The organism is Candidatus Poriferisodalis sp., from assembly GCF_965204195.1.
In the GTDB taxonomy this organism is placed as follows: domain Bacteria; phylum Actinomycetota; class Acidimicrobiia; order Acidimicrobiales; family Poriferisodalaceae; genus Poriferisodalis.
The window spans coordinates 1,512,501-1,535,711 of record NZ_OZ241975.1 but is presented as its reverse complement, the minus strand read 5'-3'; the positions used below and the strand labels follow the sequence as shown (position 1 = coordinate 1,535,711).

16 protein-coding genes and 3 rRNA genes (1 of these 19 cut by a window edge) are annotated in these 23,211 nt (G+C 65.8%); 2 read left to right on the top strand and 17 right to left on the bottom strand.

Features of this window, described 5'->3' with window-relative positions; all coding sequences use genetic code 11:
* Positions 1-87 precede the first annotated feature (87 nt).
* On the top strand, positions 88-1,473 hold the full coding sequence (locus ACOGI8_RS06810; protein WP_419856113.1) for a hypothetical protein: 1,386 nt from the start codon (positions 88-90) through the stop codon (positions 1,471-1,473).
* 123 nt (positions 1,474-1,596) lie between these two features.
* Here ACOGI8_RS06810 and ACOGI8_RS06805 read toward each other — a convergent pair whose 3' ends face one another.
* The 3 genes from ACOGI8_RS06805 to ACOGI8_RS06795 all read right to left on the bottom strand — a co-directional run bounded on the left by ACOGI8_RS06805 (position 1,597) and on the right by ACOGI8_RS06795 (position 4,636).
* On the bottom strand, positions 1,597-1,902 hold the full coding sequence (locus ACOGI8_RS06805) for a superinfection immunity protein (RefSeq protein ID WP_419856112.1): 306 nt from the start codon (positions 1,900-1,902) through the stop codon (positions 1,597-1,599).
* 78 nt (positions 1,903-1,980) lie between these two features.
* Positions 1,981-2,907: a tyrosine recombinase gene (locus ACOGI8_RS06800; protein WP_419856111.1), complete on the bottom strand. Its 927-nt coding sequence runs from the start codon at positions 2,905-2,907 to the stop codon at positions 1,981-1,983.
* Positions 2,908-2,971: 64 nt separating this feature from the next.
* A complete protein-coding gene (locus ACOGI8_RS06795) occupies positions 2,972-4,636 on the bottom strand; it encodes a CTP synthase (RefSeq protein WP_419856110.1) in 1,665 nt (554 codons plus the stop codon).
* 148 nt (positions 4,637-4,784) lie between these two features.
* Between ACOGI8_RS06795 and ACOGI8_RS06790 the strand changes: the two genes are divergently transcribed.
* Positions 4,785-6,290 carry an amidohydrolase family protein gene (locus ACOGI8_RS06790; RefSeq protein WP_419856109.1) on the top strand — a complete coding sequence of 502 codons (1,506 nt, stop codon included), beginning with the start codon at positions 4,785-4,787 and terminating at the stop codon, positions 6,288-6,290.
* A 43-nt stretch (positions 6,291-6,333) separates the two neighbouring features.
* Here ACOGI8_RS06790 and ACOGI8_RS06785 read toward each other — a convergent pair whose 3' ends face one another.
* The 14 genes from ACOGI8_RS06785 to ACOGI8_RS06720 all read right to left on the bottom strand — a co-directional run.
* Positions 6,334-7,476 carry a hypothetical protein gene (locus tag ACOGI8_RS06785; RefSeq protein WP_419856108.1) on the bottom strand — a complete coding sequence of 381 codons (1,143 nt, stop codon included), beginning with the start codon at positions 7,474-7,476 and terminating at the stop codon, positions 6,334-6,336.
* Between the two features lie 31 nt (positions 7,477-7,507).
* A complete protein-coding gene (locus ACOGI8_RS06780) occupies positions 7,508-8,410 on the bottom strand; it encodes a glycosyltransferase (RefSeq protein WP_419856107.1) in 903 nt (300 codons plus the stop codon).
* Positions 8,407-9,468 carry a copper transporter gene (locus ACOGI8_RS06775; RefSeq protein ID WP_419856106.1) on the bottom strand — a complete coding sequence of 354 codons (1,062 nt, stop codon included), beginning with the start codon at positions 9,466-9,468 and terminating at the stop codon, positions 8,407-8,409. Before ACOGI8_RS06775 ends, ACOGI8_RS06780 begins: the two co-directional genes overlap by 4 nt.
* 13 nt (positions 9,469-9,481) lie before the next feature.
* Complete coding sequence (steA, locus tag ACOGI8_RS06770; protein WP_419856377.1) at positions 9,482-10,654, bottom strand: putative cytokinetic ring protein SteA; 1,173 nt, start codon at positions 10,652-10,654, stop codon at positions 9,482-9,484.
* A 2-nt stretch (positions 10,655-10,656) separates the two neighbouring features.
* Positions 10,657-12,258, bottom strand: a complete 1,602-nt coding sequence (gene recN / locus ACOGI8_RS06765; protein WP_419856105.1) for a DNA repair protein RecN — start codon at positions 12,256-12,258, stop codon at positions 10,657-10,659.
* Complete coding sequence (locus tag ACOGI8_RS06760; protein WP_419856104.1) at positions 12,258-13,127, bottom strand: NAD(+)/NADH kinase; 870 nt, start codon at positions 13,125-13,127, stop codon at positions 12,258-12,260. The genes recN and ACOGI8_RS06760 overlap by 1 nt, the downstream gene beginning before the upstream one ends.
* Positions 13,124-13,984 carry a TlyA family RNA methyltransferase gene (locus tag ACOGI8_RS06755; RefSeq protein WP_419856103.1) on the bottom strand — a complete coding sequence of 287 codons (861 nt, stop codon included), beginning with the start codon at positions 13,982-13,984 and terminating at the stop codon, positions 13,124-13,126. Before ACOGI8_RS06755 ends, ACOGI8_RS06760 begins: the two co-directional genes overlap by 4 nt.
* Before the next feature lie 64 nt (positions 13,985-14,048).
* Entirely contained in the window at positions 14,049-15,068 is a 1,020-nt protein-coding gene (locus ACOGI8_RS06750; RefSeq protein ID WP_419856102.1) for a 2-oxoacid:ferredoxin oxidoreductase subunit beta, read from the bottom strand.
* An 88-nt stretch (positions 15,069-15,156) separates the two neighbouring features.
* On the bottom strand, positions 15,157-17,037 hold the full coding sequence (locus tag ACOGI8_RS06745; RefSeq protein WP_419856101.1) for a 2-oxoacid:acceptor oxidoreductase subunit alpha: 1,881 nt from the start codon (positions 17,035-17,037) through the stop codon (positions 15,157-15,159).
* Between the two features lie 128 nt (positions 17,038-17,165).
* Positions 17,166-18,272, bottom strand: coding sequence for a class I fructose-bisphosphate aldolase (locus tag ACOGI8_RS06740; RefSeq protein ID WP_419856100.1), 1,107 nt, complete (start codon positions 18,270-18,272; stop codon positions 17,166-17,168).
* Between the two features lie 120 nt (positions 18,273-18,392).
* Positions 18,393-19,244 (bottom strand): hypothetical protein, encoded by an 852-nt coding sequence (locus ACOGI8_RS06735; protein ID WP_323673612.1) that lies wholly within the window; start codon positions 19,242-19,244, stop codon positions 18,393-18,395.
* Between the two features lie 275 nt (positions 19,245-19,519).
* A 5S ribosomal RNA gene (gene rrf, locus ACOGI8_RS06730) occupies positions 19,520-19,636 on the bottom strand.
* A gap of 76 nt (positions 19,637-19,712) precedes the next feature.
* Positions 19,713-22,795: ribosomal RNA gene (locus tag ACOGI8_RS06725) — 23S ribosomal RNA — on the bottom strand.
* 283 nt (positions 22,796-23,078) lie between these two features.
* Positions 23,079-23,211, bottom strand: a 16S ribosomal RNA gene (locus ACOGI8_RS06720) (it continues 1,387 nt past the right edge of the window).
* Together the 16S, 23S and 5S rRNA genes form the textbook arrangement of a ribosomal RNA operon.

Here is a 23,211-nt window from a genome sequence, read left to right as displayed (position 1 = left end):
ACAGCTCGTGGTGCGTGCCAGGAAATTTCCTGAAATTGATGCGCGCGAGTGTTTGCATTTGTCTGCATACAAATGTATGCTCTCTTCATGTTCGGCGACGTCGTGCGAGAACTCGCCCCCGGCTACGTAGACGCACCCGAAGCCGACAGCAGCCTGGCGTCGACTTGGCCCGCTGCTGGGTCGGCATGGCCCAATGAGGCGGCGGTGTGGGCCGGCGGCGGCACGGCCGACTGCAGTGTCGATCTGGGGGCGCTGAGCGGCTGCGAACTCAAGGCGCTGGTCGTCGAGTTGGCGGCCGAGCGCTCCCGTATCGAGGGCCGCTACCTGGCGGCGGTGGGTGAGCTGGCGTCGCGCAACGGTGCGCAATCCGCCGCGTACATCCTGCGCGATCAGACGCGCATGAACTGCGCGCAGGCCCGCTCAGAAGCCCGCCTGGCCGAGAGCCTGGTTTCGGAGGGATTCAGCAGCACGCTCGACGCGATGCAGGCCGGCGAAATTCACATGTCGCATGCGAGGGTGATTGCCCGCGAGGCGCCCAAGAAACACCGCCGCAGCGAAGACGACTTCTTGGAGCTTGCCCGCGTGTATCCCTCCGACACGATCGCCCGGCACCCCCTCGCCTACCGCAGCCAGCAGGTCGAAGCCGACCTCGCAGCCGAGGCTGCCGCCGAGAACCTGAGCCCCATCGACGCCGAGTTGGCGTTGCAGCGTCATGAACGCTTCGCGTCGCTGCGGGTGGGCGACGACGGCATGTGGCATCTGCACGGCAAGTTCGACTTCCTCACCGGGCGCGAGCTCAGCACTGCGCTCGAAGCCCAACTCCGGTCGCTGCGCCGCCGCGCCGAACTCGATACCGGCGGTGCCGATGGCGCCCACTCAGGCCCATCCGGCGACGGCAGTTCCTGCAGCAACACGAACAGCGACAGTCCGATGCCGACACGCCGCCAACTGCTGGCCGATGCGCTCAGCGAGCTTGTCGCCGGCACCGCCTCAGCACGACACGCCAAGAACAACCTCATCATCGTTGCCGACTACGACGTCACGAGCGATCGGCTCGCCAACCCCCGCCTCGACGACGGCACTCCCCTGTCGGCGCAGATGCTCGTGGAGCTCGCCGTCGACGCCAAGGTGCTGCCCGCTATGTTCAAAGCCGACTGGTCAGAACTCGCGTTGGGACGCACACGCAACGCCAACGACGCCCAGCGCCTCGTTCTTGCGGTGCGCGATGGCGGCTGCATCGGTTGCAAGCTCACCTCCGAGCACACCCAGGCGCACCACATCGACTACTACGAGAACGACGGCCTCACCGAAGTTCCGAACCTCGCGTCGATGTGCAGGCCGTGCCACCGTGATCTCCACACCCACGGCCGCAAGATCCACACCCCTCCCGACGGCCGACCCCGACTTCAGCCACCCGAACCCCGCAACGCCGACCCGCCTAGCCAAGGTGGACCTGTCAGATTCTGTGTGTAACCGGCCCTGATGGTATTCATCGGGTGCGGTATGTGATCCGGTCACTCGTCGGGATGAATCACCCCGGGTTTCGTGGAGGCTCTGGGGTGACTTACGCACCCCTCTCGACAATGCGCTCAACACCTAGGTGTTCAAATCAGAATCCGAGCGCAGGATCCGGCTGGCGCGCTGGGTCCACGACTCCCTTTCATTCGAGTCATGCTGCGCTTTGTCTCGATCAATGGACGACCATGAGGACCAGAAGAACGCAACCAGCCAACCGAGGACGGTCCACCCGCCCAGAATGTTCAGTGCGATAACGGTGCCGGCTCTGGGATGCCTCCTCAATAACGCCACCATCGATGGCAGGAAATACACCCCAGCCGCCAGTCCACCAATCAGCAGCAAGGGCTCCCAGCGGACATTGTCGAGGTTGGCGAGAAGGATCAACTGACCACTCCCCTCAAGGACGCCCAGCTGTGCCGGTTGACATCAGGGATGGCTGGTCTTCTGTTTGAGTCTCTCATGTCAATAGCGGGCGCGGGGGTGGGCTTGGCGGTAGACCTCGGTGAGCCGTTCCTGTGACACTGCGGTGTAGCGCTGGGTGCTCGAGATCGACGCATGACCCAGCAGTTCCTGCACGCTGCGGATGTCGGCACCGCCGTCGAGCATGTGCGTTGCGCACGAGTGGCGCAGGACATGGGTGGTGAGCTGGTCGGGTCCGAGACCGACGCGGTCGCCGTGGCGGCGCACGATCAGCCAGACGCCCTGGCGGGTGATGCGGCGGCCCCGGGCATTCAGGAACACCGCTGCGGCGTCGTCTCTCGACCGCCACGCAGCAGGCTCCAGCGCCCCGCGCCCGGCGCCGCTGAGCCATTCGCCCACGGCATCGGCGGCGTGACGCCCCACCGGCACGACGCGCTCCTTGCCGCCCTTGCCCCACACCCGCATGAGCCTCTCGTCGAGGTCGACGTCGCCCAGCGACAGCGCCACCAGCTCGCTGGCCCGCAGGCCCATGCCGTAGAGCACTTCGAGCATTGCCCGGTCTCGTCGCACCAGCGGGCTGTCGCCCACGGGGGATGCCAGGAGCTGCTCGACCTGATCGCGCCGCAACGCCCGCGGCAACCCGGCAGGCGCGCGGGGCACGTCGAGCGTGCCTGCAGGATCGCCCGTCGTCAAGTCCTCGGCTACTAAGAACCGGTAGAGGCCGCGAAGGCTGACCGCAGCCCGAGCGACGGTTGAAGCGGCCCGTCCGAGATCATCACGCAAGTGCGACAGGTAGGCGGCGATTTCAGTTGAGCTGGCGCCGAGCAAGTCGACATCTCGTGCCGCCAACCATCCCGCGAACGCATCGAGGTCGGACCGGTACGACGCAACTGTGCGCGCTGACCGTCCTCGCTCATTGGACAGCCAGCCCAAGTAGTCCTCGGCTTCCATGACCAGGGCAGCGGGCATCGCCTATCCAATGTGTCAGCCTGCACTGACGTGGGTCAAGATCGCGCCAGAACGAGGCGTCGGTCTAGGCCAAGGGTTCAGTGCCCAGCGGCCCTGTTCCAGTCGATGCCGGCAGCAGCTGAGGATTGCGTCCCTCGGCTCGCGCCAGCGCGGCGCCCACCAGTCCGCAGAACAGCGGGGCCGGGCGGTTAGGACGGCTCTTGAACTCCGGGTGGGCTTGGGTGCCCACCCAGAACGCGTGGCCGTCCAGCTCGATGAACTCTGCCAGCCGCCCGTCGGGCGACAGCCCACTGCACTGCAGGCCGCCCTCTTCCATCCGCTGCCGGTAAGCGCTGTTCACCTCGTAACGATGCCGGTGCCGCTCGTTGACCAGCGTGTCGCCGTACATCGCCGCCACGCGGCTGCGCGGCGCCAGCCTGGCCACGTATGCGCCGAGCCGCATGGTGCCGCCCTTGTCGGAGATACCGCGCTGCGCATGCATGAGATCGATCACCGGGTGCAGCGTGTTGGCGTCGAACTCGGTCGAGTTGGCACCCAGCAGGCCCAGCTCGTTGCGGCAGAACTCGATGACCATGACCTGCAGCCCCAAGCACAGGCCCAGGCACGGAATGTCATGCTCACGTGAGTACGCAGCCGCGGCGATCTTGCCCTCGATGCCCCGGGAGCCGAATCCTCCTGGGATCACCATCCCGTCGAGGTGACGCAGCCGCCCCGCAGCAAGCAACCCCTCGATCTCCTCGGAGTGGATCCACTCGATGTCGACTTCGACACCGTGGTAGGAGGCCGCATGGCGGAGCGCCTCCACTACAGACAGGTAGGCATCGGGCAGCGCCACGTACTTGCCGATGATGCCGACGCGCACCGTCGCCTGCGGCGCCTTGATGCGTGCGAGCATCGCCTCCCAGTCCGCAAGGTCGGGCTCGACATCTTCGAAGCCGAGGATCCCGCACAGAAAGCTGTCGAGACCTTCGGACCGCAGCACCATCGGGATCTCATAGAGGACCGACGAATCGGGGGCATTCACCACGCCAGCCAGCTCGACGTCGCTGAGGTTGGAGATCTTGTTGCGCAGGCCGTCCTCGATGGGACCCTCACTGCGCAGCACGATGGCGTCGGGCTGCACGCCGCGACTGCGCAGCTCGGTCACCGAGTGCTGCGTGGGCTTGGTCTTCTGCTCGCCCGACGGGCCGATGAACGGCACTAGCGTGACGTGGACGTAGCACACGTTCTGCTGGCCGACCTCGAGACGCATCTGCCTGATGGCCTCGAGGAACGGCAGGATCTCGATGTCTCCGACGGTGCCGCCCACCTCAGTGATGACCACGTCCACGTCGCCGTCGGCGAGCTTGCGGATGCGTTCCTTGATCTCGTCGGTGATGTGCGGGATGACCTGCACAGTCCGACCCAAATACTCCCCCCGTCGCTCGTCGGCGAGCACCTTCTGGTAGATCGAGCCGGTCGTCGCATTCGAATCACGGGTCAGCGACACGTCGATGAACCGCTCGTAGTGGCCGAGATCAAGATCGGTCTCGCCGCCGTCGTCGGTGACGAACACCTCACCGTGCTCGTACGGGTTGAGCGTGCCGGGGTCGACGTTGATGTACGGGTCCAGCTTCTGCATGGTGACCCGCAGTCCCCGGGCGGCCAGCAGCCGGCCGAGCGAGGCCGCCGTGAGCCCTTTGCCGAGGGAGCTGGCAACTCCGCCGGTGACGAAAATGTGCTTAGCCACGCGGCATCTTCGGTGGACGCTCTCGCATGTGTCATCAAGCTACCGTCGCTTCGGCTGAGGTTGGCTGATCCTCACGGAAGTCCGGCAATTGCCTGCCGGATCCGCCGAGATCGTCGCCCCGAGTGAACAACCGGCCGGACGGAACATCATGAACGACGCATCAGACAAAGCCCAGGCGGCTGCGACGGCGGATCTGCTAGTGCACGGTGCCGAACTGCTGGCGACGTGCGATGAGCAGCGGCGCGAGATTGCCGGCGGCTGGGTCGCCATCACCGGCGGACTCGTCAGCGCGGTCGGCGATGCCTCGCAGATGCCGCCCACAGCAGACCGGAGCATCGACGCCGGCGGCTGCCTTGTCACGCCCGGGCTCGTCAACACCCACCATCACATGTACCAGAACCTCACCCGGTCGTACGCTCCGGCGCTTCGGGGAGGCTTGTTCGACTGGTTGACCACGCTGTACCCGCTGTGGGCGCGGCTCGATGAGCAGGGCGCGTACCTGTCTGCCTGGGTAGGTCTGGCCGAGCTGGCGCTAGGCGGCTGCACCACCAGCACCGACCACCTCTATGTGCATCCCCGGGGTGCAGGCGACTTGATCACAGCCGAGATCACCGCGGCCGCCGAGTTGGGCATGCGCTTTCACCCGACCCGCGGCTCGATGTCGCTGGGCCAGTCCGACGGCGGGCTGCCGCCCGATGAGGTCTGCCAATCGCCTGAGGAAATCCTGGCGGAATCGGAGCGGCTGGTCGGCGTGCACCATGACCGCTCGCCCGACGCGATGGTCAGGATCGCGCTGGCGCCGTGCTCGCCTTTTTCCGTCTCGACCGAGCTGATGACGGCGACGGCCGAACTGGCGGAACGCCTCGACGTCCGCCTGCACACCCACCTGTGCGAGGACCCCGGTGAGGACGGCTTCTGCATCGAGATGTTCGGGATGCGACCGGTGGACTACTTCGAGCACTGCGGCTGGGGCTCGAATCGTTCGTGGATCGCGCACGGCGTGCAGCCCAATGCGACCGAGATCACACGGCTGGGATCCTGGGGCACCGGCGTGGCGCACTGCCCGAGCTCGAACCTGCTGCTCGGCGTCGGGCTGGCGCCGGTGCGCGATCTGCGGGCTGCGGGCGTGCCGGTGGGCCTGGGGGTGGACGGCTCGGCCAGCACCGATTCGGCATCGATGTGGACCGAGGCGCGCAACGCCCTGCTGGTCGGCCGTCTGCGCGACGGCCAGCGGCACCTCAGCGCCGACAAGGGCCTCGACAGCGGTCGCCCTGCCGACGGCGCCGCAGGCCAGAACGTCGATGGCGCCGAAGGAGGCGATGCAGAACGGGACGGCACGACATATTTCTCTGCGCGCGAGGCCCTGGACCTGGCGACTCGTGGCAGCGCAGCGTGCCTCGGCCGCGAGGGCGAGATCGGCGAGCTGTCGCCCGGTGCATGCGGTGACCTCGTGGTGTGGCAGCTTGACGGGCCGGCGTTCGCAGGCGCCCTCTCCGATCCCATCGAGGCATGGCTGCGCTGCGGCCCCCTGTCGGCCCGGGACACGATCGTGGCTGGTCGCCCGGTTGTCTCCGGCGGCCAGATCGTTCATCCCAGCCTCGACGAGCGCTTGACCGAGCATCGCCACTGCGCCGTTGCGATGCAACGGGCATAGAGCAGAGCGCCGCTGCCATGCAGCGGGCATGGGTGTCGGAGACTCAGTTGCGGTAGGGCGAACCGAGCCGGTCCAGCCAGCGGAGCGGCGGCACTGCATCGATGATCCGACTGAACGACCAGCGCTCGCTCGCCAGGTTCAGGGCCGCCAAAAACGCCAGCACCGCCCACTCGACCGACGCCGGGGACATCGCGACGGTGGCCAGCCCCAGCGCAGCGCCAAGCGGATTGACGCCGGTGTCGCCAAGCATGTGCGCTTCCGCCAGTTCGCTGCGCAGCAAACCGACCGCGGCGCCAACGGCACCCGCAGCCCACAGGGCCGGCGAATGCCATGCGAACCATCCAGCGCCGACCTCCGCGAACCGAAATCCTTGCGGCCAAGGGGAACCGAACACAGCGGCAGGCACGAGCCCGCAGAGCCACCATGCCAGCGCAGCCTTGGTGGCTCGGCCCGGCGCTCGGTCGAGCAGATTCAGCAGGTTGGCGCTCAGCGCTACGACCGCAGCCCCCCGCAACCACGGAATCATGGTCCAGGACTCATGTGATCCGATCACGAGGTGCTCAAACGAGCGCATCACGGCGTACCCGTCGCCCCATCCCCTGCTGCTCCACAAGACGGCGACGTTGCCGAACAGCAGAATCTGCACGCTGAGGAGCGCAACCGCTCCCCCACCGAGTGCTTTCTGCGCTCCGGTCGTGAGCCGTCGAGTGCGCAGGCTGCGCGCCAGGTGCGCGGCGAACCCGCTCGCATCACCATCGCCCCGGGTGTCATCCCGATATCCCAGCAATCCGAAGGCCACAAGAGCCGATGCCGTCGCCACCGCGCCCGTGGCGCTGGCCACGGGTGGAGTGCGGAGCGCGTCTGTAGGCACGAGATCCAGTGGACCCGACCCTTCGAACACTTCGGCTGGCGCACGGCCTATCGAGCCGGAGACGTAGGCAAACCAACCAGTGGCGCGGCGTGCCAAGGCCGCCACGACACTTGCGCTGGCAACGCCGACGGCGACGACGAGCAGCCCCGAGGTCGCAATGATCCGCTGGCCGCGGTAGTTGACCCCCGTCCAGCGCTGCCGTCGCATCCGGGGTCTCGCCAGACGCCACAGCAGCGCCGCCGCAACCGCCGAGCCGACGAGGATCAATGCCAATGCGGCAGCAGTCCGAACGGCGATGCCAGCGCTGATAGTCACTGGATGCGGGTAGTGCAGCAACGCACGTGGCTTACGAATCGCTCGTCGGCCGGCGACCGCGTCCCCCCGGCAGACTCCGCAACCGCCGAAGAGGACGCCAAGGCCGCAGGTTCCGAAGCGAGCGCGGCGGTCCGAGCTGCCGTGCTCGCTGCCATGACTGGCGTGCCGCGCGCCCGAGCTGCTGCCCCTGGTCGCGCACCGGCACTCCGCGAGCCGCCGAGGTGACGCGGGCCGCCAGTGAGGCGGCCAGGCAGTAGACCGCCTTCGGCCAGCCGGTGCGGGCTGCCACGGCGAGGTAGACGTGTCGCCCGATTCGCGCTCGATGCGCGAAGCCGCTGAGATCACGCCCGGTTTGCCGATGGCTGAATCCGATCTCGACTTCGCTGATGCGGGCACCTCGGTCGGCCGCATCGAGCGTCAGACCGATCTCGAGACCGAATCCAGGCGCGAGCTGCAGCGATCTCAGCAGCGGACCCCGAACGGCGCGCTGACCCGAGAGAGGTTCAGCCAGTTCCAGTCCCGTCTCGGAACGCAGGACACGTGCCGCGAACGCCTTGACGAGCCCGAACCCGCTCGGGCCCTCAGCAGCATCGAAGACGGCGATCGTCATGTCGGCTTCGCCTAGCGCAATTGGCTGCAGAAGATCACCCGCCAGCGCGGCTGAGCCGCCCAGATCGGCGTCGATGAGGAGATAGACGTCGGGGGCACCGGACGCCGCGATGCCTGCGGCGACCGCTGCTGCTTTGCCGCGATTACGTGCGAGTTCGATGACGCGCGCTCCTGCGGCCGCAGCGGCAGCCGCTGTTCGGTCCCGGGAACCGTCGTCAACCACGATGACGTCGAGCACATCGGGCACGGTTCGCAGCGCCGTCACCGTGGCACCCACCGTGTCCGCCCGGTCGAAGGCAGGCACGATCGCCACGGCGTGGGTCATGACGGGCCCAGACCGTGGTTGAGATCGGCTCCCGAGAAGTGATCGACCGCAGGCAGCCGCTCCAGCGCAACCAGCAGCGCCAGATCGCCCGAGAAAGTCTCGACATCGTCGACGCTCGAGAACGATCCTGCGAGCACGGGGTCGGACCGGACTCGCTCCAGCACTGCGCCGTAGCCAACGCCTGCTGCCCCGGGCGCAGGTACTTCGACGATGACGCCGGTGCCCGAGTGCCCGTCATCGACGGCAGCCCTCAACAGGTCGAAAACAAAGTCCTGGTTCAACCCGGCCGCCGCCGCATCGGTGACCACCACAAGTCGCAGTTGCTCCCCGCCAAGCAGGTGCAGCGCGACGGCGCCAGTGCCGTCATGAGTCACCAGTTCCAAATCACGGAGCAAGGTAAGCGCCGTGCGTGTCGGCGGGACCGCCGAGAAGCCGCGAGAGAAACCGTCAAGCGCCCCGAAGTCGGTGACCGCGTTGACATCGTCGGCGAGTATCTGGCTGGACCCGGCTTCTGCTGGCCTGAACAGCGCCTGAGGCAGCAGAAAGCGAAGCGCTCTGCGCACGGCGTTGCGGCTGTCACCTGCCAGCGAGAAGGCGTCGGCGATGCTCTGGCGCACACCTGAGTTGTGCAGGCGGAGGTCATCGCTGAGCCACAGCACCCCGCCATGGCGCGCATCCGTTGCATCGAGACGTGCGCGAATGGCCGCTACTGCGGCCCGGTCCGTGGATTCCGGGGCGACGATGAGCGTTGTCGTGCCGCTCAGTCGTCCTTGGGGAAGGTACGGCCGTACGAGATCCTCCACCTCGAACCGCACGGATCGCGCCGCTTCAACGCTCGCGAGCGCTGCGTCGCGTGCTGCCTCAACCTCGCCGAGCTCCGCCTCGGCCTCGGCCTGTCGCTCGATCGCCGATTCGGTGTCGGCCTGCAACTGGTCCACGCGTGATTCCAGGTTGCTCACCAGCACTGAGTCCACGAACGTCGAGCCCAACGCCAGGCCGATCGCCAAGGCCAGAAAAACTGCCGCGATCGACACAATGTGGTAGCGGAGGTTGACCATACGCCCGACCGATCTACAGGCCCATGTTGATCCACAGGGTGCGCAGCAGGAGCCGGCCCGGCTCGGTCACTGCGGCGATGACGCCGATGGTGACGAGCGCCGAAACGATCAGCATCGCCATGTCGCGCTTGCGCACCTGGGTGCGGTAGAGACGGCTCACGCCCTTCGCATCCACGAGCGCCGGAGACACCTGCATCCGGGTCAGAAAGGTGGATGCCATGCCGCTGCGGCCCTTGTCGAAGAAGTCGACCATCGACGTATGGGACCCCACCTCGACGATCTGCTCGGCTCGCTGCTCGAACGCCAGCCGCAATGCCAGGTCCTCGCTGGTTCCGGGCGCGGCGATGACGTCGTAGCTCAATCCGGCGTCGTCGAGGCGGACCGCGCCCGGCGCGCCGCCTTCGAGATAGGCGTGCACGATGAGCTGCGCCCCGCACTCGAGTGCCCGCGGCGACACCGAGTCGAAGTCGCCGATGATGATGTGGGGCACGAGACCGGCCTCGAGCAGTGCATCAGCACCTCCGTCCACACCGATGATCACGGGCCGCATATCCGACATGTAGCCCGACCGGCGTAGTGCCGCCAGATCTTCGCGATAGTCGATGCCGCGCACCACCACCAGCACGTGCCGGCGTCGCAACTGGTGCCGCAGCGGCGGGATCTCCAGCTCATCGGTGAGAACCTGCGGCTCCCGCTCCAAGTACTCGAGCGTGTTCCGGGCAAAGCTCCCGAGTTCGCTGCGCACCGCCACGCGCGCCGATTCCAGCACGCGTTCGAAGTGCTCGGCATCGCGCCGGTACCCGGTCCCGATCACCTGATCGCCGCGCATTACCTCATCGCCTGCGATGGCCAGCTCCTCGCCGTCTTGGAGCGACGCGAACACTCCCTCGCCGATGTCCTCCAGCACCGGCACACCTGCTTGCGCGAGCGTGAGGCCGCCCAACGCCGGGTACCGGCCGGTCATCGTCGGCTCTGCGTTGATCACGGCGATCGCGCCCGCGGCCAGAAGTCCGTCGGCGGCGACCCGATCGAGATCTGCGTGGTGGATCACCGCAATATCGCCGCGTTCCAAGCGGCGCAGCAGGTTCTTGGTGCGACGGTCCACGCGGCACCGTCCCGCGATCCCCGCGTGGCTGCGGCCGCGGCGCGAGCGCTGGCGTCTCCACAGCGAACGCGAGCGAAACATGCTCACTCTCGGGCGCCGCCCCGCGTCGCGGCGGCCACCTCCAGCAATTCAGTCGCGTGCTGGCGGCCACTCGCCCATGCAGGCTGACCGGCGAGCATCCGCGCCAGCTCGCTGACGCGATCAGGTCCCGTCACGGCGACGAGACTTGAAGCCACTGCGCTGCCATCGTCAGTCTTTCGAACGGCCACCTGGTGATGTGCGAACGCCGCGACCTGCGGGAGATGCGTGACCACCAGCACCTGGTGCTGGCCGGCGAGCGAAGCCAGCGCCTGACCGACGGCGACGGCGGTCTCGCCGCCGATGCCGGCGTCGACCTCGTCGAACACGAGGGTCGGTGGGCCAGCGGTCAGGACGAGCCGCAGCGCCAGCATGACGCGCGCCAGCTCACCACCCGATGCCACCTTCGACAACGGGCCGGGCGGAGCGCTGCGGTTCGCGCTGAAGTGCAACTCGACGCCGTCGCTCGGCGCCTCGCCGGTGACGCTGACCTCCAGCGTGCCGCCCGCCAACGCCAACGATGTCAGGTGCTCGCTCACCGCAGCGGCGAGGCCAGGTGCAGCCGCTCGACGAGCTGCAGCCACAACATGAGCCTCGGCTTCGACATGGCGTTGCGCCGCGTCGATACCGGCCTCCAGCTCGGCGGCCAGCTCGGTGTGACGTTCAAGCTGCGACAGACGCTCCGCTGCCTGCGCACCGAACTCGCGCACGTCGGCGAGCGTGTCGCCGTACTTGCGGGTGAGCTCGCGCAGGAGCTGGTGCCGGGCGCGGACGTCGGCGAGCGCCTGCGGGTCGTCCTCGATCGTCTCGAGCACGCCCCTCAGCTGCGCAACGGTGTCATCGAGCTCCGCTGCCACAGCACCCAAGCGGTCGCCCACCGGGGCGAACGCCTTCCGGGAGGCCAGCAAGGCCGCCGCAGCTCCCAGCCGGTCGATAGCGCCCTCGTCTCCGGCGAGTGCCTGGCGGGCCGCATGACCGTCCGCCAGGTGCGATGCAGCATCGGCCAGCAGATCCTCCCGCTCGACGATCCAGCGCAGTTCGTCCGGGTCGTCCAGCTGCACCGACGTGATCTCGTCCACCTGATACCGCAGGAGATCGATCTCCTGCGCCCGCGCTCGCGCATCACCGCCGAGCGCAGCCAGATTCTCCGTGAGCGCGCTCAGTTCGCCACGCGCCGCCGCCAGCGGGCGCACATCGATGCCGCCCCAGCGGTCGAGTGCCTCGCGCTGAGTGCGAGCGCGCAACAGCGATTGGTGCTGGTGCTGCCCGTGAAGGTCGACAAGCCCGGCCCCGAGCTCTGCGAGCTCCGCCGCCGACGCCATGCCTCCGTCCACATAGGCACGGCTGCGACCCGCTGCGGGGATCACACGGCGCAGCACTCGCTCCGCCCCGTCGGCCTGCACGAACCTGCCCTCGACAACTGCCTCGACCGCGCCGGCGCGCACCATCGCCGGATCTGCACGCCCGCCCATGAGCAGCTGCACCGCCTGCACCACCAGCGTCTTGCCGGCGCCCGTCTCGCCGGTCAGCGCTGTCATGCCTGCGCCGAGCACCAGGTTGGCATGGGAGATGACGCCAAGATCGTGCACCGCCAGCTCCACGAGCATCAGCGGTCCTTGAGGCCGAACTTGTGCTTCAGCACACGATGGAAGCTGTCGCCGCCGGCGGTGACGAACCGTGCGTCGTACGGGGCGCGCGTGACGACAAGTTCATCGCCGGTCGTCAGCAAGCCGGCTGAGCGCCCGTCCACGGCGGCGAGCGCCGGCCGTTCGCTGATCACCCGGATGCCGATCTCGGTGTCGGGCGGCAGCAGCAGCGAACGATCGAAGAGCATGTGCGGCGCAACCGGAGTGACCTGCAACGACGAATGCGTCGGAGCGACGACCGCACCCCCTGCCGAGAGGCTGTACGCCGTAGAGCCCGTCGGCGTGGACACGATGAGGCCGTCCGCCGCGTAGGTCGCGAACACGTCTCCGTCGAGCCACACTTCCAGCCGGACCGTGTGCCCCGGGTCGCGTTTCTCGAGCACGACTTCATTCAGCCCGGTCCATGTCTCGGCGTCTTGGGCGCCCACGTCATGGGCACCTCTGTCCCGGACGCGGGCACTGACCATCATCCGCTCCGAGACATCCAACGACCCCCCGAGCGCGGCAGCGACCATGTCGGTGAGCTGCGCCGGCTCGAATTCGGTCAGGTAGCCGAGATGGCCGACGTTGACGCCGAGTACTGGCACGCCCGCGGCGGCAACCAGATCGAACGAGCGCAGCATGGTGCCGTCGCCGCCGATGCTCACAGCGAGATCCGGGACGGTCGGGATCGGTTCGTCGACGCCGAGTTCAGGGCGGCCGATTGCCGCTGCCTCCACGCCGCCCATTGCCACACCATGACCCTCGCCCTCAAGCCAGACCACCAGCTGTTTCGAAGCCGTCAGCGCTTCCGCGCGCTCGGCGTGGGCGATGATCAGCACGTCGCTCATGCCGGTGCCCCCTCAGAAGCGGCACGGAGTGCGGTCTCGATGGCCGTTTCGATGGCACTGTCAAGATCGAACGACTCGGATCGGGCATCGACGGGCGGTCGGCATTCGTGATCGGCAGCGCGACGGCAGTGCAAGAAGAACTCGACATTGCCTGTGGCGCCTCGCAACGGCGATGCGGCGACACCGGTGGGTGCGAGGCCCTGGCGGGAAGCGCTCGAGGCCACGTCGCTCACCACTCGCCGCCACACGTCGGGGTCGCGCACCACTCCCTTGCCGCGCGAGGCCTCGCGCCGGCCGGCTTCGAACTGCGGCTTGGCAAGCAGCACTGCTTCGCCACCGTGTGCCGTGCACGCCGCCAGGTTCGCCATCACCGTGCGCAGCGAGATGAACGACAGATCGGCGGTGATGATGTCCGCCGGGCCGCCGATATCGGCAGGTCCGATGTGTCGCACGTTGCACCGTTCTCGCACGGTGACGCGGGAGTCGGCCCGCAAGCGGGCATCCAGCTGCCCCCAGCCGACATCGATCGCTACGACTTCCGCCGCGCCCCGCTGCAGCAAGCAATCCACGAAACCGCCCGTCGAAGCGCCGGCATCGACCGCTCGCCGCCCCGCCACGTCGACCCCGAATTCGCCCAGCGCAGCATCCAGTTTCTCTCCGCCGCGTGACACGAACCGTGCCGGCTCGCCGCTGAGCTGGACCGGCTCGGCGGCCGACACCATGCGAGACGATTTCTGTGCGACCGAGCCCCCCACGAGAACCCGGCCGTCGGAAATGAGCACTTGCGCCGCTGCGCGAGACGAGGCCAGGCAACGGCGCACGAGCTCGTTGTCCAAGCGTCGTCGGACGGCGTTCATGCAGCCGAAAGTACCAGCGCGCCCGCGGCGCACCGCAGTGGTTTACGCGACGAAAGGGGTGTCTTCAGACGTACCAAGTGCCGCGTGAGCGCAGCAGCTGCGCAATGTCAGCGGCACCTTGCTTCTGCTGAGCCGCCGCCAGTTGCCGAGTGGAGGCCATGGCGTACTCGCTGCGCCGCACGGCGCGGAACACGCCAACCGGCGTGGGCTCAAACGGTCCGCGCGCGAGACGCGCCAGCATGAAGGCGGTCGAGGGATCGTGCTTCGTCTCGTCATGGGTGAGCAATTCGTCGGTGCTCACATCGGCGGTGTGGACAACCCGGGCGCAGCCTGACTCGTCGATGACCCCGAACTCGCCGTCGGCCCCGAAGCGAATGGGCTCGCCGTGCGTCAACGGGATGAGGTTGGCATCGCGGTTCTGTTTCTTGGTGACCCCTTCGAAAGCGCCGTCATTGAAAACGTTGCAGTTCTGGAACACCTCCACGAACGCGGCGCCGTCGTGCTCGTGCGCCCGCCGGAACGTGTCCATCATGTGCTGGCGGTCCATGTCGTGCGTGCGCGCCACGAACGACGCCTCGGCACCGAGCGCCACGGCCAGCGGATTGAACGGCGCATCGAGCGAGCCCATTGGCGAGCTCTTGGTGACCTTGCCGATCTCGCTCGTGGGGCTGAATTGGCCCTTGGTCAGGCCGTAAATCTGGTTGTTGAACAGCAGCACCTTGATCTTGACGTTGCGGCGCAATGCGTGGATCAGGTGATTGCCGCCGATCGACAGCATGTCGCCGTCGCCGCCGATCACCCAGACGTCGAGATCGGGCCGGGCCATCGCCAAGCCGGTGGCGATGGCGGGTGCTCGGCCATGGATGCCGTGCACGCCGTAGGAGTTCATGTAGTAGGGGAACCGGGCAGCGCAGCCGATGCCCGACACGAACACCGTGTTGTGCGGTTCGGTGCCGAGGCTCGGCATCAGCATCCGCATCGCCGTGAGGATGGAGTAGTCGCCGCAGCCCGGGCACCAGCGGACCTCCTGGTCGGAGGCCCAGTCTCCGGGCTGTGTAGTCGGCGTGATCGAGGTGTCGGTCATCGTGCTGTTCGCCTCTGTCTGTACTCGCTGAACCTGTACTTGCTGAATTCGGTGGTCTTGTACTCGTGGGTCATCGTCTCGTTGGCGCCTAGCTGCCCGCCAGCTCCTCCAGGCGCTTGCGGACCGCTGCAGTCACCTCGCCGGTCGTGAACGGCACACCGTCGATCTTGCCGATGTGCTCGACGTCGATCAGGTACTTCGCCCGCACCAGATCACACAGTTGCCCCTTGTTCATCTCGGGACACACCACGGCCCGGTAGCGCCGCAGCACGTCGCCGAGATTCGCAGGCAGCGGATTGAGGTGCCGCAGGTGCACATGCGCCACCCGGTGGCCGTCGTCGCGCAGCCGTCCGGCGGCAGCGTCGATGGCACCCCACGTGGAGCCCCAGCCCAGTACGGCGAGATCGGCGTTTGCCTCGCCGGCGACCTCGACATCGGGAACGTCGACACCGTCGATCTTGGCCTGCCGCAGATCCACCATCAACTGATGATTCTCGGGCTCGTAGGAGATGTTGCCGGTGCCGTCCTCTTTCTCGATGCCACCGACGCGGTGCATCAGCCCCGGCGTGCCGGGAATGGCCCACGGGCGAGCCAGCGTGTCGGGATCCCGCAAGTACGGCAGGAAGATGCCGTCACCGTCTTCGTTGGTGCCGTTGAACTCCGTCGCGAAGTCGACACCGATGTCCGGCAGCTCATCGACATCGGGCAGCAGCCACGGCTCGGAGCTGTTCGCCAGATAGCCGTCGGACAGCACGATGACGGGCGTCCGGTACTTCAGCGCGATGCGAGACGCCTCGATCGCGATGTCGAAGCAGTCCGCAGGACTGCGCGGCGCTACAACCGGCAGCGGCGACTCGGAATGCCGCCCGTACATGGCCATCATCAGGTCTGCCTGCTCGGGCTTGGTCGGCAAGCCGGTCGACGGGCCGCCGCGCTGGATGTCGAGCACCACCATCGGGAGCTCGAGGCTCACGGCGAGGCTGAGCGTCTCGCCTTTGAGCGCCAAGCCGGGACCCGATGTGGAGGTAAAGGCCAACGCACCGCCAAAGGCCGCCCCCACTGCTGATGCCGCAGCAGCGATCTCGTCTTCGGCTTGGAATGTCCGCACGCCGAAATTCTTCTTGAGCGACATCTCGTGCAGGATGTCCGAGGCCGGCGTGATTGGGTACGAACCGAGGAACACTGGCAAACGCGCGAGCTGGCCTGCCACGACGCAGCCCCAAGCCAGCGCCGTATTCCCGTTCACGTTGGTGTATTCGCCAGGTGTCAGCGGGGCTGGCTTCACCTCGTAGTGAGCCTCGAAGATCTCAGCTGTCTCGCCGAAGTTGTAGCCGGCCTTGAACGCTGCGGTGTTGGCGTTGATGACCTGTTCGCGACCCCGGAACTTGGTGTTGATGAACTCGAGCGTCGGCTCGACCGGCCGCGTGTACATCCACGAGATCAGGCCGAGTGCGAAGAAGTTCTTGGAACGCTCCGCATCCCGCGGCTTCACGCCGTGCTCGGCCACGGCGTCGCGGGTGATCTGGCTCATCGGCACCGGGTACGAGCGGTAGTCGTCCAACGTGCCGTCATCGAGCGGATTGCTGGAGTAGCCGGCCTTCTCAAGGTTGCGGTCGTTGAAGGCATCGGTGTTCAGGATCAGTGCGCCGCCCTGAGCGAGGTTGTGCAGCTGCGCCTTCAGCGCCGCCGGGTTCATTGCCACCAGCACCGTCGGAGCGTCGCCCGGGGTGGTGATGTCAAAGTCGGAGATGCGCACCTGGAACGCCGAGACACCGGCAAGCGTCCCTTGCGGGGCGCGGATCTCAGCGGGGAACTCCGGCAGCGTCGACAGATCGTTTCCGAGCGCTGCGGAGATGCTCGTGAATTGGTCACCGGTGAGCTGCATGCCGTCACCGGAGTCACCGGCGAAGCGAATGATGACCTCGTCGATCTCCTGCAGCGGCAGTTCGCGCGATGCGGTATCGGTCACTGTGTCTCCTAGGGGAAGGGCTCCTGGCGGGAATGGGTCCGCAGTAGTAGGGCCTTGGGGGGAATGCGGCCGCTCCAGGCGACCACGCTAGCCGCGGCTGGGTGGATGCAGCCGGGTCGGATCACGCCTCAGGCGATGGTCACCGCCTGGTCCAAATAGACGTCCTGGATGGCGCCGAGCAGTTCGACGCCTTCGGCCATGGGCCGCTGAAACGCCTTGCGTCCTGAGATCAGCCCAATGCCGCCAGCTCGCTTGTTGACGACTGCGGTGGTGACGGCTTCGGCCACGTCGGTAGCCCCCGAACTGGCGCCGCCGGAGTTGATGAGCCCGACGCGTCCCATGTAGCAATTCGCCACCTGCCAGCGGCACAAGTCCACCGGATGGTCCGTCGTGAGCTGGTCGTACACCGCAGCGTGCGTCTTGCCGAAGCCCGGTACCGAGACGAAGGCGCCGTTGTGCTCGGGCAGCTTCTGCTTGATGATGTCGGCCTCGATCGTGACGCCGATGTGGTTGGCCTGTCCGGTGGCGTCGGCCGCCACGTGGTTGTCTACCTGAGTCGGCTCGCCGTCGGCGCCTTCGGCCGACTGGTTGATGGCCGAGTTGCGCAGGTAACACCACAGCACGGTGAACATGCCGAGGCGGTGCGCTTCCTCGAATGCCGCGGCCACCTCGGTGATCTGGCGGCCGCTCTCAGCCGAGCCGAAGTAGATCGTCGCGCCGACGCCGGCAGCTCCGAGCTCATGTGCTCGCTGAACCGAGCCGAACATGATCTGGTCGTAGGCGGCCGGGTAGGTCAACAACTCGTTGTGGTTGATCTTGACGATAAGCGGGATGCGATGGGCGTAGCGGCGGGAAACCGCTCCGAGCGCGCCGAATGTCGTGGCCACGGCATTGCAGCCGCCCTCGACCGCCAACTCCACGATGGAGGCCGGATCGAAGTAGATCGGATTCGGCGCGAACGACGCAGCACCCGAGTGCTCGATTCCCTGATCCACCGGAAGGATGGAAACGTAACCGGTGCCGCCGAGGCGGCCATGGTCGAACAGCGACTGGAGGCTCCGCATGACCTGCGGCGAACGGTCGGTGCCGGCGACGACATCGGTTACAAAGTCGGGCCCGGGCAGCGTAAGCAAGTCGCGCCCGATGCCTTCGCATTTGTGGTCCAGCAGATAAGAGGCCTGCTCACCCAGCAGGCGCACAATGTCGGTGGTCACGATGTACGGTTCGCCTCGCATTATCTGACGGCACCGGTCTTGGAGCTGGTACCAGGGACTGGTACGGGGGGCGGCGCACGCCGAATGACGGACTCACTCTATCCGCGCGGTTCCGCGAGAAGGCTGACCCGGAACAGCTCGTCAGCTGTCGTGGCTGCCGAGCGCTGCAAGCCGATCCTCGACGTCCACGAAGCCGGGATCGACATCCGCGATCCGGGCGAATCCACGCCTGGCCCGCTGGAGGTCTCCGACCCGGTCGTACAGGTCCGCTAGCGCGTACCACAGCCGCAGGTGATGCTCCTTGGGCCGCTTAGGACGCAACGGACCCGCCTCAAGCAGGCGAATGGCATCACGCGGCCTGCCTTCATCGGCTAGCGCTCCGGCTGCCACGATCCGTCCCTCCGTGATCGTCTGGGCATCAGGATCGGCGTGCCTCAGCCGATCCCACACGTCGTGCACCTCGTTGAGCCGTCCGAGCGCCCGGTAGCAATCCGCGAGCACCGGCAGCTGATCGACCGCTCCCGTCAGCTGCTCGTACTGTTCGAGCCGGTGCGACGCAGCAGTCCATCGGCCGAGTCGGTACAGCGTCAGGCCGTACAGCTCCTGCACTTCGGCAATGGCGGCATAGCGTGATGCCAGCGGCCGCAGCGTCGTGAGGGCATCCCCGAAGCGCTCAGCCAGGAAGTCCTCCCCTGCCTCGCGCAATCGCTGCGCCAGTCGCTGCTGTTCTGCCGATGGCATGCCCCGCACGCCGACCGGATCGAGCTGAGGAACCTCAAGTCGCACCTTGGAGCGACGACGGCGCGGTGCGTCCTGCGGCGCATGCTTGGCGCGCTCGGGCGGCGGTGGCTGCTGAGGTCGCGGGCTCTGGCGCTCAGGCACCTTTGCCGCGTAGGCGTCGCCCCGGTCGGCGCCGGGAATCGGCCGCAGCACCGATGCGCCTTTGCGGGCCACCCCACCCCAGTCGGTGCGGCGAGCCGCCCGGGATGCCACCTCGTCGACGGGCTTATCGGGTCGCCGCGGAGCGTCCGAGCGGCGCTGCTGGGGCCGCCGACCGCGATCGCGACGCTGTTGATCATCGCCATCAGAACGGCCCCGGGGACCACGATCAGGCTGACCGCGACGGCTTCGATCCTGCCGCTGGCCACGGTCGCGATCGGGTCGCCCGCGCGTCGGTTTGCGAGGCGGGCGCCGGTTCTGCGTCACCCCACGAGGGTAGGCCCGCAAGCGCGAAGAACCCCCGCCGCAAACACGACGGGGGTTCAGGGTTCCGGCAGCGACCTACTCTCCCAGGGGAATTGCCCCCAAGTACCATCGGCGCGGGCAGGCTTAACTTCCGTGTTCGGAATGGGAACGGGTGTGGCCCTGCCGCCATAACCACCGGAGATCTGTCGGTGCAGACTCCTGCACGCGATGCACGAGCAGCACACGCTCGGGTGCGCTTCCTCAAGGCTGAGTACCGATACCAAGCCCTCGGCCGATTAGTACCGGTCTGCTGAACACATTGCTGTGCGTACACATCCGGCCTATCAACGTGGTTATCTGCCACGGGCCTTACCTGGTTGTACCAGTGGGAGATCTCATCTTGGAACAGGCTTCGCGCTTAGATGCTTTCAGCGCTTATCCCTTCCGCAGGTCGCCAACCAGCCGTGCTCCTGGCGGAACAACTGGCACACGAGAGCTGCGTCCATCCGGGTCCTCTCGTACTACGGACAGCTTTCCTCAAATCTCCTACAGCCACAGAGGATAGGGACCGAACTGTCTCACGACGTTCTAAACCCAGCTCGCGTACCGCTTTAATGGGCGAACAGCCCAACCCTTGGGACCTGCTTCAGCCCCAGGATGCGATGAGCCGACATCGAGGTGCCAAACCTTCCCGTCGATATGGACTCTTGGGGAAGATGAGCCTGTTATCCCCGGGGTACCTTTTATCCGTTGAGCAACGACGCTTCCACACGCAATCGCTGGATCACTATGCCCTGCTTTCGCACCTGCTCGACCTGTATGTCTCACAGTCAAGCTCCCTTGTGCCATTGCACTCGACGACTGATTGCCAACCAGTCTGAGGGAACCTTTGGGCGCCTCCGTTACCATTTGGGAGGCGACCGCCCCAGTCAAACTACCCGCCTGGCACTGTTCCCGAACCCGATCAGGGTCCTAGGTTAGAGTTCCGACATGAGCAGGGTCGTATTTCAAGGGTGACTCCACGCATGCTGGCGCATACGCTTCCTAGTCTCCGACCTATCCTACACAACACGTGCCACAACCCAATACCAAGTTATAGTAAAGGTCCACGGGGTCTTTCCGTCCTTCTGTAGCCAACGAGCATCTTTACTCGTACTTCAATTTCGCCGGGTCTGTGGTTGAGACAGTGGGAAAGTCGTTACGCCATTCGTGCAGGTCGGAACTTACCCGACAAGGAATTTCGCTACCTTAGGACCGTTATAGTTACGGCCGCCGTTTACCGGGGCTTAGGTTCACAGCTTCGCTCCGAAGAGCTAACCGTTCCCCGTAACCTTCCGGCACCGGGCAGGCGTCACAGCGTATACATGGTCTTACGACTTCGCACGCTGCTGTGTTTTTAGTAAACAGTCGCTTTCCCCTATTTTGTGCCACCCTTTCCGGCTCGGGCAGCTAGTGCCGTCACCTTCGTAGGGTCATCCTTCTCCCGAAGTTACGGATGCAATTTGCCGAGTTCCTTAACCACAGTTCTCCCGTTCGCCTGAGTATGCTCTACCTGCCTACCTGTGTTGGTTTAGGTACGGGCACCACGTGAACTCGCTAGAGGCTTTTCTAGGCAGCATGGAATCAATGACTTCGCCTGTAGCGGCTCGGCATCGCGTCTCGGACTTCATGGGGCCCGGATTTACCTAGTCCCCGTCCTACTCGCTTACCCCAGGTCTACCATCGCCTGGGTTCACCTATCCTCCTGCGTCCCCTCATTGCTGTCCTCGGTGCGGTGGGTCGGTTCGTCGTTCCCCGAAGGGAGGACAGCCCCTTAGCAACCGCATTTTGGACTGGGCGCGCACGTGGTGGTACCGGAATATCAACCGGTTGTGCATCGACTACGCCTCTCGGCCTCGCCTTAGCTCCCGACTAACCCTGGGAGGACCAGCCTTCCCCAGGAACCCTTGGGCTTACGGCGGAGGGGATTCGCACCCCTCTCTCGCTACTCATGCCAGCATTCTCACTCGGACCCGCTCCACCGGCGCTCACGCTCCGGCTTCGCTGCAGGCACGACGCTCCCCTACCCCTCGAGCTCGCTCGCAAGCGAACTCAAAGGCGCGGCTTCGGCGGTGTATTTAGCCCCGTTACATTATCCGCGCAGGACCACTCGACCAGTGAGCTGTTACGCACTCTTTCAAGGGTGGCTGCTTCTAAGCCAACCTCCTGGCTGTCTGGGCAATCCCACATCGTTTGCCACTTAATACACACTTAGGGGCCTTAGCCGGCGCTCTGGGCTGTTTCCCTCTCGTCCAACGAAGCTCATCCCCCGTGGACTCACTGCCGCACTCTGGAGCCATGGCATTCGGAGTTTGACTGGGGTCGGTAAGCTTGTGGGCCCCCTAGCCCAATCAGTGCTCTACCTCCATGGCTGAACGTGCGACGCTGCACCAAAATGCATTTCGGGGAGAACCAGATATCACCGTGTTTGATTGGCCTTTCACCCCTATCCACAGGTCATCCGCCCAGTTTTCAACCTAGGTCGGTTCGGGCCTCCACGGAGTCTTACCTCCGCTTCACCCTGCCCATGGATAGATCACACGGCTTCGGGTCTACAGCATGCGACTGTGCGCCCTATTCGGACTCGCTTTCGCTCCGGCTTCCCATCACTGGTTAACCTTGCCACACACCGTAACTCGCTGGCTCATTCTTCAAAAGGCACGCTGTCGCGCTTGGACACAAGTGCCCAGTAGCGCTTCAACTGCTTGTAAACCAATGGTTGCAGGTACTATTTCACTCCCCTCCCGGGGTACTTTTCACCTTTCCCTCACGGTACTAGTTCGCTATCGGTCGCCGACACATATTTAGCCTTACGAGGTGGTCCTCGCAGATTCACGCCGGCCTTCACGGAACCGGCGCTACTCGGGAGCAATCCCAGGAGGCAAGCAGATTTCGCGTACGGGGCTGTCACCCTCTGCGGCCCGCCTTTCCTGTACGGTTCCGCTATCTGCCTGCTTTGTAACTCCTTGACCGATCTGGTGCTCGGTCGGGGATGTCCCACAACACCGATCCGGCAACGCCACCAGGCTTTACCACCGGATTCGGTTTAGGCTCTTCCCATTTCGCTCGCCGCTACTCCGGGAATCGCTGTTGCTTTCTTTTCCTTAGGGTACTGAGATGTTTCAATTCCCCTCGTTCCCTCTACCTGCCCTATAGATTCAGGCAGGAGTGACACCCGATTAGAGGTGCCGGGTTTCCCCATTCGGATATCCACGGATCAAAGCCTATTCGGCGGCTCCCCGTGGCTTATCGCAGCCTATCACGTCCTTCATCGGTGTTCGGCGCCAAGGCATTCACCATTGGCTCTTCGTAGCTTGGTATATCGATACTCAGTCTCGAAGAATCAAATTTCCTCTGCCACAGTCTCAAATGTGACAGTCACAGAGGACTTTGATGCTCGTGCATCGCTATGCAGTTATCAGAGAGCCGCGGCGTCAAGGCGCGACGCAGCGCTCCCTGGCAGCAGAACAGAGGACGAGCTGGCTGCAATCGGCTGAAGATCTACTCCAGCAAACTGATACAGACAGCACCAGTGCTCCAACTGGGAATCTCCGTCTGAGATCTGAGACCACGGTGGTCTCATTCTCGGAGGTGACTCCTTAGAAAGGAGGTGATCCAGCCGCACCTTCCGGTACGGCTACCTTGTTACGACTTCACCCCAATCGCTCACCCCACCTTCGACAGCTCCCTCCCTTGCGGGTTGGGCCACTGGCTTCGGGTGTTGCCAACTTTCGTG

What these genes read in the sequence shown, in the direction of transcription:
- ACOGI8_RS06810 (WP_419856113.1), top strand. Translation starts at nt 88, where the DNA reads ATGTTCGGCGACGTCGTGCGAGAACTCGCCCCCGGCTACGTAGACGCA.
- ACOGI8_RS06800 (WP_419856111.1), bottom strand. Translation starts at nt 2,907, where the DNA reads ATGCCCGCTGCCCTGGTCATGGAAGCCGAGGACTACTTGGGCTGGCTG.
- ACOGI8_RS06790 (WP_419856109.1), top strand. Translation starts at nt 4,785, where the DNA reads ATGAACGACGCATCAGACAAAGCCCAGGCGGCTGCGACGGCGGATCTG.
- ACOGI8_RS06780 (WP_419856107.1), bottom strand. Translation starts at nt 8,410, where the DNA reads ATGACCCACGCCGTGGCGATCGTGCCTGCCTTCGACCGGGCGGACACG.
- ACOGI8_RS06775 (WP_419856106.1), bottom strand. Translation starts at nt 9,468, where the DNA reads ATGGTCAACCTCCGCTACCACATTGTGTCGATCGCGGCAGTTTTTCTG.
- steA (WP_419856377.1), bottom strand. Translation starts at nt 10,654, where the DNA reads ATGTTTCGCTCGCGTTCGCTGTGGAGACGCCAGCGCTCGCGCCGCGGC.
- recN (WP_419856105.1), bottom strand. Translation starts at nt 12,258, where the DNA reads ATGCTCGTGGAGCTGGCGGTGCACGATCTTGGCGTCATCTCCCATGCC.
- ACOGI8_RS06760 (WP_419856104.1), bottom strand. Translation starts at nt 13,127, where the DNA reads ATGAGCGACGTGCTGATCATCGCCCACGCCGAGCGCGCGGAAGCGCTG.
- ACOGI8_RS06755 (WP_419856103.1), bottom strand. Translation starts at nt 13,984, where the DNA reads ATGAACGCCGTCCGACGACGCTTGGACAACGAGCTCGTGCGCCGTTGC.
- ACOGI8_RS06750 (WP_419856102.1), bottom strand. Translation starts at nt 15,068, where the DNA reads ATGACCGACACCTCGATCACGCCGACTACACAGCCCGGAGACTGGGCC.
- ACOGI8_RS06740 (WP_419856100.1), bottom strand. Translation starts at nt 18,272, where the DNA reads ATGCGAGGCGAACCGTACATCGTGACCACCGACATTGTGCGCCTGCTG.